Annotated in this window: 9 protein-coding genes; 5 read left to right on the top strand and 4 right to left on the bottom strand. The window is 66.8% G+C overall.

All coding sequences use genetic code 11. The features are described 5' to 3' along the window. The first annotated feature begins 15 nt into the window (after positions 1-15). Positions 16-516, top strand: a complete 501-nt coding sequence (locus tag IFS44_RS12700; protein WP_192098702.1) for a DNA-deoxyinosine glycosylase — start codon at positions 16-18, stop codon at positions 514-516. On the opposite strand, the gene IFS44_RS12695 is transcribed toward IFS44_RS12700, so the two are convergent. Beyond that, positions 513-1,673 carry an alpha-hydroxy-acid oxidizing protein gene (locus tag IFS44_RS12695; RefSeq protein WP_192098701.1) on the bottom strand — a complete coding sequence of 387 codons (1,161 nt, stop codon included), beginning with the start codon at positions 1,671-1,673 and terminating at the stop codon, positions 513-515. The two genes, IFS44_RS12700 and IFS44_RS12695, sit on opposite strands and share 4 nt — an antisense overlap. 52 nt (positions 1,674-1,725) lie before the next feature. Next, positions 1,726-3,264 carry a cryptochrome/photolyase family protein gene (locus IFS44_RS12690; RefSeq protein ID WP_166747107.1) on the bottom strand — a complete coding sequence of 513 codons (1,539 nt, stop codon included), beginning with the start codon at positions 3,262-3,264 and terminating at the stop codon, positions 1,726-1,728. A 20-nt stretch (positions 3,265-3,284) separates the two neighbouring features. Here IFS44_RS12690 and queF point away from each other — a divergent pair, with 20 nt between their 5' ends. The 3 genes from queF to IFS44_RS12675 all read left to right on the top strand — a co-directional run bounded on the left by queF (position 3,285) and on the right by IFS44_RS12675 (position 7,502). Further along, entirely contained in the window at positions 3,285-3,743 is a 459-nt protein-coding gene (gene queF, locus IFS44_RS12685; protein ID WP_037527914.1) for a preQ(1) synthase, read from the top strand. A 152-nt stretch (positions 3,744-3,895) separates the two neighbouring features. Then, a complete protein-coding gene (locus IFS44_RS12680; RefSeq protein ID WP_192098700.1) occupies positions 3,896-6,166 on the top strand; it encodes a glycosyltransferase family 4 protein in 2,271 nt (756 codons plus the stop codon). A 52-nt stretch (positions 6,167-6,218) separates the two neighbouring features. Continuing rightward, positions 6,219-7,502: a glycoside hydrolase family 130 protein gene (locus IFS44_RS12675; protein ID WP_192098699.1), complete on the top strand. Its 1,284-nt coding sequence runs from the start codon at positions 6,219-6,221 to the stop codon at positions 7,500-7,502. A 130-nt stretch (positions 7,503-7,632) separates the two neighbouring features. Here the strand turns inward: IFS44_RS12675 and IFS44_RS12670 are convergent, their stop codons facing one another. Then, positions 7,633-9,606, bottom strand: a complete 1,974-nt coding sequence (locus IFS44_RS12670; RefSeq protein ID WP_244650277.1) for an OPT family oligopeptide transporter — start codon at positions 9,604-9,606, stop codon at positions 7,633-7,635. A 137-nt stretch (positions 9,607-9,743) separates the two neighbouring features. Beyond that, positions 9,744-10,985, bottom strand: a complete 1,242-nt coding sequence (locus IFS44_RS12665; protein WP_244650275.1) for an N-acetylmuramoyl-L-alanine amidase family protein — start codon at positions 10,983-10,985, stop codon at positions 9,744-9,746. A gap of 554 nt (positions 10,986-11,539) precedes the next feature. Between IFS44_RS12665 and IFS44_RS12660 the strand changes: the two genes are divergently transcribed. Beyond that, positions 11,540-14,509, top strand: a complete 2,970-nt coding sequence (locus IFS44_RS12660) for an Rne/Rng family ribonuclease (protein WP_244650273.1) — start codon at positions 11,540-11,542, stop codon at positions 14,507-14,509. Positions 14,510-14,652 lie beyond the last annotated feature (143 nt).

Below are 14,652 nucleotides of genomic sequence, written 5' to 3'. Positions count from 1 at the left end.
ACGTCGTCGGGCACGATGACGCGTAAATCCTCCTTCCCGCCCGTGGCCGCCGACGATGCGCGGCTGCTCGTCCTCGGCAGCCTGCCCGGCGACCGTTCGCTTGCCGAAGCGCGCTATTATGCGCATCCGCAGAACCAGTTCTGGGCGCTGATGTCGGGCGTCGTGGCGCGCGATCTGGTCGCGCTGGCCTATGACGAGCGGCTGGTCGCGTTGCGCGATGCGGGCGTGGCGCTGTGGGACGTGATCGGGTCGGCGCACCGCGTCGGCAGCACCGACGCCGCGATCCTCGATGCGCAGGACAATGCGGTCGCCGACCTTGTCGCGCGCCTGCCCGACCTCCGCGCGATCGCGTTCAACGGCGCCACCGCGTTGAAGCTGGGGCTCAGACAGGGGCTCGGAACGCTCGGCCCGCAGATCGTCGCGCTGCCGTCGAGCAGCCCGCTCCACACGATCGGCCGCGCCGCCAAGCAGCCTGCCTGGGACGCGCTCGCCCCCTTCCTCGCCGTGACGCGCTAGATCCGCACCGCGCCTGCCGCGCACACATCGGCGATCGTCGGCCAGCCATTGACCGCCATCAGCAGATCCGCCTCCGCCAGCAGGCACCGCAGCACATGCGCCGCCCCCGCCGCCCCATCGAGCGCGAGGCCATACGCATAGGGCCGTCCGACCCCGACCGCGCGCGCGCCGAGCGCGATCGCCTTCACCACGTCGCTCCCCGACCGGATCCCTGAATCGAACAGCACGGGCACGTCGCCCGCTGCGGCGACCACACCCGGCAGCATGTCGATCGCCGCGATCCCGCCATTGGCCTGCCGCCCGCCATGGTTCGAACAATAGATCGCATCCGCTCCCGCATCGATCGCGCGCCGCGCATCGTCGGGATGGCAGATCCCCTTCAGGATCAGCGGCAATGTCGTCAGCGAGCGCAGCCACGCCATGTCGTCCCAGGTCAGCACCTTGCCGAACACGCCTGCCCATTGCCGCACCGCAGCCGCGCCATCCTCCTCGGGCGGCTTGGCGAGCATCGCGCGAAAGACGGGGTCTGAGAAATAGTTCATCAGCACCGCGCCGCGCAGCTGCGGGAAGTTCGCGACGTTCAGGTCGCGCGGCCGCCATCCCGTCACCCAGGTGTCGAGCGTGACGACGATCCCCTTATACCCCGCCGCCTCGGCCCGGCGCACCAGGCTCTCGGCCAGCGCCTTGTCCTTGGGCGTGTAGAGCTGGAAGAACCCCGGCGTCTCGCCCAGCGCCCCCGCCACGCTTTCGAGCGGATCGTTCGACAGCGTCGACGCCATCAGCGGCACCCCCGTCTCGGCCGAGGCGCGCGCGGCGGCGAGATCGCCGTGACCGTCCTGCGTGCAGATTCCGATCACCCCGACCGGCGCCATGAAGACCGGGCTCGGCAGCCGCATCCCGAACAGCTCGACCGAAAGGTCGCGCCTGCTGCAATCGACCATCATCCGCGGCGTCATGCCCCAGTGGCGGAACGCATGTGCATTGTTGTCCTGCGTGAATTCGTCGCCGCAGCCGCCCTGGACATAGCCCAGCACCGATGGCGGCATCGCCGCGCTCGCGCGCTGTTCGAGCGTCGCGTAATCGACCGGCAGCTTGGGGATCACGCCGCTCAGACCGGCGTTGTAAATCGCGTTCTGGTAATCGCCGAAATGCGGCATCCGCCTACTCCTATCGACGGCGTTACACCCGTCCTGACGGCAAATGTAGCGCTCAGCCGTCGAGCCGCGCCAGAAATTCCTTTGCCTGCGCCAGCGTCGCGTCCCGGTCCGCCGGCTTCATCTTAGCCCAGTTGCGATACGGCATCGCCAGTCGCGGGTTGCGATCGAGCTTGTCCGCGTTGCGTACCAGGAAATCCCAGTACAGTGCATTGAAAGGACACGCATTCTCCCCGACGCGCTGCTTCACGTCATAGCGGCAATGCCCGCAATAATCCGACATCCGGTTGATATACGCGCCCGACGCCGCATAGGGCTTCGACCCCAGCAACCCGCCATCCGCGAACTGGCTCATGCCCAGCGTATTGGGCAGCTCGACCCATTCATACGCATCGGCATAGACCTCCAGATACCATTCATGGACCTGCTTCGGGTCCGCGCCGATCAGCAGCGCGAAATTGCCCGTCACCATCAACCGCTGGATATGATGCGCATAGGCATGGTCGAGCGTCTGTCCGATCGCCTGCGACAGGCAGTGCATGTCGGTCTCGCCGGACCAGTAGAAGCCCGGCAGGTCACGCCTCGCATCCAGGAAGTTGCGCTCGACATACTCCGGCCCCTCGCGCCAGTAGATGCCGCGCATATATTCGCGCCAGCCGATGATCTGGCGGATGAACCCCTCGGCACAGTTGAGCGGAACGCGCCCGGCGGCATATTCCGCCTCGACCGCACGGCACAGTTCGACCGGATCGAGCAGCCCCGAATTGATATAGGGCGACAGCACCGCGTGCCACAGGAACGGCTGGTCGGTCAGCATCGCATCCTGATAATCCCCGAACCGCGGCAGCGCATGCTTGAGGAAATGCCGCTGCTGCTTGAGCGCGTCCTCGCGCGTCGTCGCGAAGTCGAACGCATCGAGGCTGCCGGGATGCTCGCCGAACCGCGCCGCGACCATCGCGAGCACCTCGGTCGTGATCGCATCGGGGGCAAAGGAGAGCGGGCGCGGCATCAGCAGGTCGGCCTTGGCCGGCTTGCGGTTCTCCGCATCGTAATTCCACTCGCCCCCCTCGGGCTTCTCGCCATCCATCAGCAACCCGGTGCGGCGGCGCATCTCGCGGTAGAAATACTCCATCCGCAACTGCTTGCGCCCCTCCGCCCAGGCCTCGAACTCGGCATGGCTGGCGAGGAAGCGGTCGTCGGCGCGGATTTCGACCGGCAGGCCGAACAGCGTTTCCCACGCGTCCAGCATCCCCGCAACGCGCCACTCGCCGGCCTCGGTGACGATGATCCGCGCCGGATCATGCCGCCCGATCGCGCGCGCGACCTCGCCGGTGAAGCTGCCGGTCGACTCCGGATCGTCGAGCGTGACGTAGTCGACGGTCCAGCCCGCCTCGCGCAGTGCCTCGGCGTGATGCCGCATCGCCGACAGGATATAGGCGATCTTCCGGCGATGATGGCGGACATAGGTCGTCTCGTCGGCGACCTCCATCATCAGCACGATCGTCGCCGCCGGGTCGGCCCCGTTCAGCGAGGCGATCTGCAGCGAGAGCTGGTCGCCGAGGATCGGCACGAGCGTGGTTTTCTTGGAGCGCATCGCATCCTACATGGCGGACCATGACCGCTCCTACAAACCCGTTATATCTGGGCCAGAACAGCGCCCTCCCCGCCTCGCCCGAAGAGGCCGTGCTCGATTACGTGCCCAACCCGCGCGTCGGCCGGACCTATCTGGTGCGGTTCGCGGTGCCCGAATTCACCTCGCTCTGCCCGGTTACCGGCCAGCCCGACTTTGCGCATCTCGTCATCGATTATGTCCCCGGCGAGACGATCGTCGAATCCAAGTCGCTCAAGCTGTTCCTGGGCAGCTTTCGCAACCATGCCGGCTTCCACGAGGACTGCACGGTCGGCATCGGCGAGCGGCTGTTCGACGAAATGAAGCCGGTCTGGCTGCGGATCGGGGGCTATTGGTATCCGCGCGGCGGGATCCCGATCGACGTCTTCTGGCAGTCGTCGGCGCCCCCTGCCGATCTCTGGCTGCCCGATCAGGGCGTCGCCCCGTATCGCGGGCGTGGCTGACGCTGTCGTCGCATGCAGTGATGTTGATAAAGTTTAACATCAAAGCGTGTGTTGCAGTGCAATATTAATGCAACTTTCATACCTTGTCAGCCGTTGGGGGTGAGCGCGATGCCGGGTTAGCCTGTTATGCGCGCTCAGACAAAGGACAGGGTATGGCGTTACCGGCGGACGGGACCAAGATCACGCGGCTGGCACTCATTGGCAATTTTTTGCCGAGGCGGTGCGGTATCGCGACATATACGACGGATGTGTTCACCGCGATGCGGGCGCGCTTTCCCGAGGTCGCGGTCGACGTCTATGCGATGGATGATCATCCTGGCCTGTACGAGTATCCGCCGGAAGTCGTTGGAACGATCCCCGAAACTGACCTGACCGCCTATCTGGATGCCGCGCGCAAGATTGATGCGAGCGGCGCCCAGGCAATCTGGGTTCAGCACGAATACGGCATCTATGGTGGCCCGGCCGGGGACTATCTGCTCGCGCTGCTCGACCGCACGACGCTGCCGGTCGTCGTTGCGTTGCACACGATCCTCGAACGTCCCAATCCCGACGAACGCCGCGTGATGGAGGGCCTGTTGCGCCGTGCCGCGCGCGTCATCGTGATGGCGGAGCGTGGCCGCGACATCCTCCAGCGCGTTTATGGCGCCAGCCCGCGGCAGATCGTGATGATCCCGCACGGCGTGCCCGATCGTGACCTCGTCGAACCCGACACGCTGAAGGCGCAATTCGGCTGGGAAGGTCGCAAGGTCGTGCTGACCTTCGGGCTGCTCGCGCCGAACAAGGGCATCGAAACGGTGATCGAGGCGCTGCCCGCGGTCATCGAACGCCATCCCAATCTTCTCTACGTCGTGCTCGGCGCGACGCACCCCAATCTCGTCTCGCATCAGGGCGAGGCCTATCGTGATCGTCTCAAGGCGCTGACCGAAGCCCGTGGCGTGGCGGGCAATGTCGCCTTCATCGACGCGTTTGTCGAACATGACGAGTTGCTGAGCTATCTGCAGGCGGCAGATATCTATGTGACGCCCTACACCAACCCGGCGCAGATCACCTCGGGCACGCTCAGCTACGCCATCGGCGTCGGCAAGCCCGTCATCTCGACCCCGTACGTCCATGCGACGGAAATCCTCGCCGATGGGCATGGCGTCCTTGTCCCGTTCGGCGATGTCGCTGCCTTTGCGCGCGAAATCGACATGCTGCTGTCGAGTGATCGCGACCGCCATCGCCTGGCCGAACGCGCCTATGCGCGCGGTCGTACGATGATCTGGCCACAGCTTGCCGAAACATCGATGGCAGAGATCCGCGCGGTGGTCGCGGCACGCCCTTTTCGTCTGGCAAAACCTTCGCCCCCGTTGAAGCCGCTTGCGCCTGACTTCGCGGCCGTCGAACGGATGAGTGATTCGACGGGCATGCTCCAGCATTCGATCTACTCGATCCCCGATCGCCGGCATGGCTATTGCATCGACGACAATTGCCGTGCGCTCATGCTGATGAGTGCGATGCCGGACATGGATGAGGTCCAGCGTGACAAGTGGACGACGATCTATGCGTCGTTCGTACAATATGCCTGGAACCCCGACGAGCGTCGCTTTCGCAACTTCATGAGCTTCGACCGGACCTGGTGCGAGGATGTCGGGTCCGAGGATTCGAACGGTCGCACCGTCTGGGCGCTCGGCATCACCGCACGCGATGCACAGCTGGCCAAGCATCGCGACTGGGCGACGGCGATGTATGACTCGACCGCATCCTGTGCACTCGAGCTCGGCAGCCTGCGCGCTCAGGCCTTTGCGATGCTCGGCGCGGCGGCGATGCTCGAGGCCAGCCCCGGGCATCAGCTCTCGCTGTCGATCCTGGCAAAGTTCCCGGATGTCCATCTGGCACTGCTCGAGAAGACGCGACGTCCCGAGTGGCAGTGGTTCGAGATCGTCCTTGCCTATGACAATGCTCGCCTGCCACAGGCGCTCATCCGTGCGGGCCAGGCGCTCGGCCGCCAGGACCTGATCGATTGCGGTCTGGCGACACTCGAATGGATCGTCGCCAAGCAGACCTCGCCCGAGGGTCGCTTCCGCGCAGTGGGTACGGAAAGCTTCGGACGCTCCTATGAGGATCCGCTGCAGTTCGACCAGCAGCCGCTGGAGGCACAGGCCACCGTCGATGCCTGCATGGCGGCGTTCGAGGCCACCGGCGACCTGCGCTGGCGTGACGAGGCCGAGCGCGCCTATCGCTGGTTCCTGGGCGGGAATGACCTCAACCTGCCGCTCGCGAGCATTGCCGATGGTGGCTGTTTCGATGGATTGATGCCGACGGGATTGAACCGTAACCAGGGTGCAGAGTCGATTTTGGCGCTGCAATTGGCCAATTGTGCGATTTCGGGGGTATCAAACGCAGCCCAAAGCGTGGCAGGAGCCTCGCGCGTCGTCGCATAGCCTCGCTAGCGTCGGCGTCCCAAGGTGGAACGGCACGCGAGGCATAAGCACGATGGACCTGTTTACCCACCAGCTGCGGTTGCACGCCGACCCGTCACGGGTCGTCGTCCGGCCCTTTCATATCGCCTGGGCCGGCAATGCCGGTGCACCCAGTCGTACCGAGCGACTGGTCGGCGAAGTCCTCGAGATGACGAACGCCGAGGCGCGGATCCAGCTCGAGGTGGTGCTGAAGGATTTCGAGGCGCGGCACTGGCAGACGCGGCGCGTGTTCATGACGCGCTACGACCAGATCGAGGACATGCTCGGGCTCAACGGCGCGGATATCGGTGATGAGAAGCGCCAGCTGATCGGCGCCTATTTCTGTCATGAATACAGCTATGCCGCCGCCGCGCTGATGAACCCCAGCGCGGTGCCGCATTTCGACCAGTCGGGCATGCCCCCGGGCAGCCTGCGGATCCTGATGTCGATGCGCGCGGTGGGCGAAGGTCACATCTCGTCGGTCGCGTTCCGCGAAGGCATCATCACCGACCAGAATCTGATGAAGCTCGCGCCCGAGCCGCCCTTCGCCACCGCGACCGACGCGGTCGGCAGCGGCGAAGACGAGATGCCGCAGGGCCCCGTCACCGTTTATCGCCACCGCGACAGCACGCTCAGCGGCACTGTGATCTTCCCGATCACCCAGGCGCAGTCGAAGGGGCTGGAGGATCTGCGCATCGTCCGGTTCCAGCACGACAATGGCGATTATGAATGGATCGGCACCTACACCGCCTATAACGGTTCGGTCATCCAGTCCGAACTGATGCGGACGCGCGATTTCCGCGCGTTCGATCTCGTCCCGATGACTGGCCCCGCCGCGCGCAACAAGGGCATGGCGCTGTTCCCGCGCAAGGTGAACGGTCAGTATATGATGATAGGCCGGCAGGACGGCGAGAACCTGTTCCTGCTGAAGTCGGACACGCTGACCGACTGGGACGACGGCGAGAAGATCCTGACGCCGCTCTATCCATGGGAGCTCGTCCAGATCGGCAATTGCGGCCCGCCGATCGAGCTCGACGAGGGCTGGTTGCTGCTCACGCACGGCGTCGGCGCGATGCGCAAATATTCGATCGGTGCAGTGCTGCTCGACAAGGACGACCCGTCAAAGGTGATCGGCCGCACGCAGCAGCCGATCCTCGCCGCCAAGGATCAGGATCGCGAGGGCTATGTCCCCAACGTCGTCTACAGCTGCGGCGCGCTGCGCCACGGCGATGCGCTGTTCCTGCCTTACGGCATCGCGGACAGCTCGATCGGCTTCGCCTTCGTGAAGATCACGGACATGCTCGCCGCGATGAAGTGAAGGACGGTCGCTCCCTCCTTAGGACTCCACCCCGGCGAAGGCCGGGGCCCAAGTTGGGCGACGGAGATAATGGCGGACCGTGNAGGCGGGAGCCCAGTGAGGGGAACGGCCTTCGCGGGGAACCAGCCTCCTACCGCGACGCCACCATCGTCCGCCGGTACATCACCCAGGTCAGCAGCGCGAACAGCAGGGTCCCTCCGACCAGCGCGATGGGTATGAACCCCTCCCCGACCAGCGCCAGCGGCGTCTCCTGGTTGGTGAGATAGACGATCCCGGCAAACCCCACGCCCCACAGCGATTCACCGACGATCATTCCCGTCGCGGTCAGCACGCCCATCCGCCTGGCGAGCTCGGGATCGCGCGCGCGGTCTGCCCAGCGGTCATAGGCATAGCCGACCACCGCGCCGATCGTGACCGGCAACGTCACCGCCATCGGCAGATACACGCCCAGCCCGACGCCCAGCGGCGGCAACCGCAGCTTGCCCGCCTTGCCCAGCAGTTCGTCGAGCGCGATCACCGCGACCCCGGTCATCGCGCCATAGCCGATCATCGCCCAGTTGAGATTGCCCCCCAGCACGCCCTTGGCGAGCGCCGAGATCAGCGCGGCCTGCGGTGCGGCCAGCGCATTGGGCCCAGCCCCCGGCGCACCCGCAAAGCCGAGCGTGCTGCCGAGGAGGTTGAGTACCGGCGGCACGACGATCGACCCGAACACCACGCCGATCAGCAGCGCGACCTGCTGCTTCCATGGTGTCGCACCGACCAGCTGCCCGGTCTTCAGATCCTGAAGATTGTCGTTCGAGATCGTCGCGATGCCGAACACCACGCCCGTCACGATCAGGCCGTAGGCGACCAGCGCCTGCGTCGTCCCCGGCTCGACTGCGCGACCGAACCACGACACCAGCAGGATCGATGCGGCGAGGATGGCGAGGATGCCGATGCCCGACACAGGAGAGTTCGACGCGCCGATCAGCCCCGCCATGTACCCGCACACCGCCGCGATCACGAGGCCGATGACGAGGATGAACGCGAGACTCCCCGCGATCAGCCCGATCGCCGACGCCTCGAGCGGCCCGCCCTGGAGGACCGTCCACAGCAGGATCCCGATCGGGACGAGCATCGCCAGCGATGCAATCCCGACGATCCCGATCGGGATGTCGCGCTCCTCGAGTGCCAGCACTTCGCCGCCGCGCTTGGCTGCCGACGCCGCCAGCGCCGATCGCACGCCGCCGACCACGGGTCCTGCGATCTTGAGCAAGGTCCAGATCGCCGCGACGCCGATCACGCCCGCACCGAAGAACCGCACGTCCGACCGGAACACGGTCGTCGCGATCACCTCCGCGGTGCCGGTTACGCTTCCCGCCGAGGTCAGGATCGGCAGCAGGATCCACCAGCCGATCACCACGCCCGTAAACATTGCCATCCCGACCGAGATTCCGACCAGATGCCCCGCGCCCAGCAGCGCGAACGACAGTCCACCCGAAATCCCGGTCGCGCCTGCGCCGACGCGGAACCACGTCGCGGCCTCGGCAGCGACCAATTTGGTCTGCGTCAGGATCGCGAACCCGGCCGACACCAGCGCGTTGACGACGATGATGCCGAGCCCGCGTGCGCTCTCCTCGCCGCCCTCACGGCTGCCCGCGCCGACCTTGAGCACTTCTGCGGCCGCGCGGCCCTCCGGATAGGGCAGCACCGTGTCGACGACGAGTGCACGGCGCAGCGGGACCGAGAACAGCACGCCGAGCACGCCGCCGAACATCGTGATCGCCGCGGTGGTGAAGAACGGGAACCCCTGCCACCAGCCGATCATGACGAGGCCGGGCAGCACGAAGATGATCGCCGCGAGCGTGCCCGCGGCGGACGCGATCGTCTGGACGATGTTGTTCTCCAGAATCGTTGAATCCTTGAACAGCCGCAGCACCGCCATCGAGATCACCGCGGCGGGGATCGACGTCGCGAAGGTCAGCCCGATCTTCAAACCCAGATAGACGTTCGCCGCGGTGAACAGCAGCGTGATGATCGCGCCGAGCACGACCCCGCGAAAGGTAAGCTCGCGCATGCTCGTCTCGGGCCCGGTCTCGGATACGCCCCGCGTCGCGTCGGTCATCAGATCGTCCTAACCAGAAACACGTGCCCCGGCGGAGGCCGAAGCCCAGTCGGAACGTCCTCCAACCGGGCCTCGGCCTCCGCCGGGGTACTAGCCGTCAGGATGCCGCGCTCTTGCCGTGAGCGCAACCGGCCGGATCAGCGCGCCACCATCCGCCGCGCGAAATGCACAGTGACCGCGCGCGTCACGCTCTCCGCAATCCGCTGCCGCCCCTCGTCGCTGTCGAGAAACGCCGCGTCCTGCGGGTTCGAAATATAGCCCGTCTCGAACAGGATCGAGGGCATGTCGGGCGCCTTGAGCACCATCAGCGACGCCATGCGGTGGAAATTCGGCTTGAGCGGCATCAACGGCTTGGCCTCGCGTCCCAGCAACCGCGCGAACGTGGCGGACGCGTTCATCGTCTCGCGCTGCGTCAGGTCGATCAGGATCGACGACACGTCGGCAGGCGCCTCGCCCAGATTCACCCCGGAGATCACATCCGCCTTGTTCTCGCGCGCGGCTAGCCGCGCCGCCTCCTTGTCGGACGCAACCTCTGACAGCGTATAGGCAGTCGCGCCGCTCGCGCCTTCGGATCCGGTACTGTCGCAGTGGACCGAGATGAACAGGTCCCCCTTCAACCGCCGTGCGACGCCGTACCGCTCGCGCAGCACGAGGAACCGGTCGTCGCTCCGCGTCAGCGCGACGCGCACCCGGCCCGACGCGAACAGCGCGTCACGGATCGCCTTGGCGACCTTGAGGGTCACGTCCTTCTCGCGCAGCCCGTCAGGCCCGATCGCGCCGGGATCGACACCGCCATGTCCGGCGTCGATCACCACCAGCGGACGCATGTCGTCGCCCTCGACCCGCGGCAGCGCAATCCCGCGCGCGCGGGGCGGCACCGGGATCGACACCTTGTACCGCGGCGCCGGTCGTGCGGCGAAAGTGAACGGGAAGAAATTCAGCGGGCCGGCGATACTGGCCTGCGTAAAGGCCGCATCGTCGACGCGGCGCAAGGCCAGCGTCAATTCGCGTCCCTGCGAATCAAACCCGCCATCGGCGACGATGGCCGGCTCGGACAGGTCGAACAACATCCGCAGCCCGGAGCCGCCGTGCCGGCGCTGCGTGATGCGGGTCACGACGCCGCCCGGCCTCACGGGTCCGCCGGGCGTCGCGTTCGCAATATCGACCGCGATCTGCCGTTGTCCGGTCAGGATCTGGCTCGCGCCGCTGCTGACCGGTGCATCGAAGCGGATCACGATCTGCGTCCGGCCGATCGCGATGCTCTGTACAGTCGCCGCCAGCGCCGGAACGCCGGACAGCCAGCCGAGCAGCAGGGCGATGATCGCAACCATCCTGCGTCCATGCCGTGCGACCGCGCTGCCGGTCCAGCGAAAAGCCATTCTACACTCCCTGGATCGGTCGAGCCGACCGAAACGAGACGCCTACGCCACGCCCCCGCAAGAGGATCTTGCGGAGCAGGGTTAATAGCCTGTTTGCCTTGGTTTTCCCATATCCGTGGCTGCCGGCGCGGCTGCCGGACAGATCACCGCGCGGAAATACAGCCTGTGAAAATGCCGGGTTTCAAGGCTTCGGACGGCCCCGCGCCGGGCCAGTTGCGGGATCTGCAATGCGGTGCTAGTCCTGCCGTGCACCCGTGCGTCGCTAGAGTTTGCCAGCGACGCGCCGGTCTCAACGCCCGCCTTCGGATCCTCGACGGCGCGGCAATTTCAGGTTGACGCTCGAATGACGCATTCCCCCCGCCCCGCTCACCGATCGGCCTTCGCCGACGGGATCGCGGTCGTGCGGGCGCCGCAGGGTGAGTTCCCGCGGCATGCGCGTCGAGCAGAGGCAGTTTCGCATACCTTCCGCGAGTCCGGGCGTCCGTGTCCGACCGCACCACCATCAAGCGCGCGACGGCTGCCATCAGGCCCGGCGCGCGCGCGGAGAATCTATTATGACAACGCGTATGCTGATCGACGCACGCCACCGGGAAGAAACCCGGATCGCCGTCGTCAAGGGTAACCGGATCGAGGAATTCGATTTCGAGAGCGCCGAGCGCAAGCAGCTCAAGGGCAATATCTACCTCGCCAAGGTCACGCGGGTCGAGCCGTCGCTCCAGGCGGCGTTCATCGATTACGGCGGCAATCGCCACGGCTTCCTCGCGTTCAGCGAAATCCACCCCGATTACTACCAGATCCCCAAGGAAGACCGCGACGCGCTGCTCCGCGAAGAGGCCGAGCATGCCGCCGAGGAGGCAGCCCTGCGCGCCGACTATGACGCGGACGACGAAGAGGGTGACGACGAGGACGATATCGAGCGCTTCGAGGACGATGGCGGGGTAGATCCCGACGTCGCCGAGGAGCTCGAAGGCGGCGAAGAGACCGGCGAGGCCCCGCGTCGCAAGCGCAAGCCGAACGGCGACGAGGCCGCGGTCGAGGATCTGCGCGAGCGTCGCATGAACCTGCGCCGCCGCTACAAGATCCAGGACGTGATCCATCGCCGTCAGGTGCTGCTCGTCCAGGTCGTCAAGGAAGAGCGCGGCAACAAGGGCGCAGCGCTGACGACGTACCTGTCGCTGGCGGGCCGCTACTGCGTGCTGATGCCCAATACCAGCCACGGCGGCGGCATCTCGCGCAAGATCAGCAACGCGGGCGATCGCAAGCGCCTGAAGTCGATCATGGCCGACATGCAGCTGCCGCCGTCGATGGGCTGCATTGTCCGCACCGCGGGGCTGCAGCGCAGCAAGGTCGAGATCAAGCGCGACTTCGATTACCTCGCCCGTCTGTGGGACGGGATCCGCGAAGCGACGCTGAAGGCGTCGGCGCCCGCGCTCGTCTACGGCGACAGCGACCTGATCAAGCGCGCGATCCGCGACATCTACAACAAGGAAATCGAAGAGGTCATCGTCGAGGGCGAGGACGGCTATCGCCAGGCGCGCGAGTTCATGCGCCTGCTGATGCCGACGCACGCCCGGCGCATCAAGCATTACGCCGACCCTGTGCCGCTGTTCCAGCGCGCGGGCGTCGAGGACCAGCTGTCGGCGATGTACCATCCGGTCGTCCAGCTGAAGTCGGGCGGCTATCTGGTCATCAACCCGACCGAGGCGCTCGTCTCGATCGACATCAACTCGGGCCGCTCGACGCGCGAACACAGCATCGAGCAGACCGCGACCGCGACCAACCTCGAGGCCGCACAGGAAATCGGCCGCCAGCTGCGCCTGCGCGACATGGCCGGGCTCGTCGTCATCGACTTCATCGACATGGATAACAATTCCAACGTCCGTAAGGTCGAGAAGGCGATGAAGGAGGCGCTGAAGAACGATCGTGCGCGCATCCAGATCGGCCGCATCTCGTCGTTCGGCCTCATGGAAATGAGCCGCCAGCGGCTGCGCACCGGCGTGCTGGAAGCATCGACCCGCGCCTGTCCGCATTGCGAGGGCACCGGCCTGGTCCGCACCGCATCGTCGTCGGGCATCTCCGCGCTCCGCCTCATCGAGGACGAGGCCGCCCGCGGTCGCGGCTCGCTGCTGACGCTGCGCGCGAGCCAGGAGGCTGCGGTCTACATCCTCAACCGCAAGCGTGCCGACATCGCCGAGATCGAGGATCGCTACGGTGTGATCGTCGAGATCATTCCCGGCCAGGACGAGGAAGGCGCGCACATGACGGTCGAGGCCAGTGGCCCGCCGCCCGCGCATCCGCCGAAGTTTGTCCAGATCATCGAAGAGGACGAGGACGACCTTCCCGAGGAGATCGAGGACGAGATCGAGGAGGACGAGGTCGAGGAGGCCGAGGCCGAACAGCCGCGTCGTCGTGAGGGGGGCCGCGAAGGCGGTCGTGAGCAGACCGCGCCGCGTGAAGGCCGCGATGCCGATGGCGAGGGCGGCAAGAAGCGGCGTCGCCGCCGCGGTCGTCGGGGCCGTGCGCGCCCGGGTGAGGACGGCGCCGTCGGTGGTACTAACGAGGATGGTGCGTTCGAGGACGCGGACACCAATGTCGAGGAAATCGACGAGGGCGTCGGCGAGATCGTCGAAGTTGGCGGTGGCGAGGAGATCGAAGGTACGACTCCGGCCGAACAGGCCAACGGCGTCGAAGGCGAAGGCCGTCGTCGTCGCGGACGTCGCGGACGTCGCGGTGGTCGGCGCAACGAGCAGGGCGGCGAGCAGACCGGCGCCGAGACGGGCGAGTCGATTGCCGTCAGCAGCATCGACACCGCGGCACTGATCGCCGAGGCGCCCGAGCCGGAGGCATTTGCGCCGGTCGAGACGTCCGAGGCCGAGTCGGTGTTCGAGGAGGCGCCGTCCGCGCCGATCGCCGAGGCTCCCAAGATGCGTCGTCGCCCGCGCGCGCGTGCGGCCGCCGCGACGATCAACGCTGACCCGGTCGCCGAGACGGCGCCCAAGTCGCGTCGGGGTCGCAAGCCGCGTCCGGCCGAGACGGCCGAGACGGCCGATGAGACGACCCTGGCCCCCGAGCCGGTTGTGTCCGAAGTGCCGGCCGCGGCCGAGCCGCAGGAACAGGCCGCTGCCGATCCGGTCGCGGCAGAGCCGGCGCGCAAGCCTGCACGGCGTCGTCGCGAGGCGGTTGCCGATGCGACGATGGACGAGGTCGGCGCTACGCCTGCCGAGACGCTGGAGGCGTCCGCGCCGAAGCCCAAGCGCGCGCGTCGCAAGGCGAGCGATACGGCGGTCGAGCCCGCAGCCGTCGAGGAGGCCCCTGCCAAGGTCGCCAAGCCGCGTGGTCGGCCGCGCAAGGCCGCGGTGATCGAGGCCGGCGACGCCGCCCCGACCAGCGAGGTGCTCGCCGCGCCGGTCGAGACCACGCCACCGCAGGTCGAGGTCCAGCCGCAGGACGCCGACGCGCCGGGCACGAACGACGACCCCGACGGCGCGCCGCGCCGTGGCTGGTGGCAGCGCACCTTCGGCTGACACCAGAGCATAGCCGGTGAGACGGGCGCGATCGAAAGGTCGCGCCCGTTTTCATGTCGGCGCGTTCGGACCAATTGCCTCCCGCGATCGGCCGCTTGGGTCGTGCTACGTCCTGCGGCTCACCATCGGGCGTCGGACCCGCC

Source organism: Sphingomonas sp. CFBP 13706, assembly GCF_014842355.1.
Lineage (GTDB): Bacteria > Pseudomonadota > Alphaproteobacteria > Sphingomonadales > Sphingomonadaceae > Sphingomonas > Sphingomonas aerolata.
Note: the sequence above shows the minus strand (reverse complement) of the source record. Positions and strands in the feature narration are given on the sequence as shown.

What these genes read in the sequence shown, in the direction of transcription:
- IFS44_RS12700 (WP_192098702.1), top strand. Translation starts at nt 16, where the DNA reads ATGACGCGTAAATCCTCCTTCCCGCCCGTGGCCGCCGACGATGCGCGG.
- IFS44_RS12695 (WP_192098701.1), bottom strand. Translation starts at nt 1,673, where the DNA reads ATGCCGCATTTCGGCGATTACCAGAACGCGATTTACAACGCCGGTCTG.
- IFS44_RS12690 (WP_166747107.1), bottom strand. Translation starts at nt 3,264, where the DNA reads ATGCGCTCCAAGAAAACCACGCTCGTGCCGATCCTCGGCGACCAGCTC.
- queF (WP_037527914.1), top strand. Translation starts at nt 3,285, where the DNA reads ATGACCGCTCCTACAAACCCGTTATATCTGGGCCAGAACAGCGCCCTC.
- IFS44_RS12680 (WP_192098700.1), top strand. Translation starts at nt 3,896, where the DNA reads ATGGCGTTACCGGCGGACGGGACCAAGATCACGCGGCTGGCACTCATT.
- IFS44_RS12675 (WP_192098699.1), top strand. Translation starts at nt 6,219, where the DNA reads ATGGACCTGTTTACCCACCAGCTGCGGTTGCACGCCGACCCGTCACGG.
- IFS44_RS12670 (WP_244650277.1), bottom strand. Translation starts at nt 9,606, where the DNA reads ATGACCGACGCGACGCGGGGCGTATCCGAGACCGGGCCCGAGACGAGC.
- IFS44_RS12665 (WP_244650275.1), bottom strand. Translation starts at nt 10,985, where the DNA reads ATGGCTTTTCGCTGGACCGGCAGCGCGGTCGCACGGCATGGACGCAGG.
- IFS44_RS12660 (WP_244650273.1), top strand. Translation starts at nt 11,540, where the DNA reads ATGACAACGCGTATGCTGATCGACGCACGCCACCGGGAAGAAACCCGG.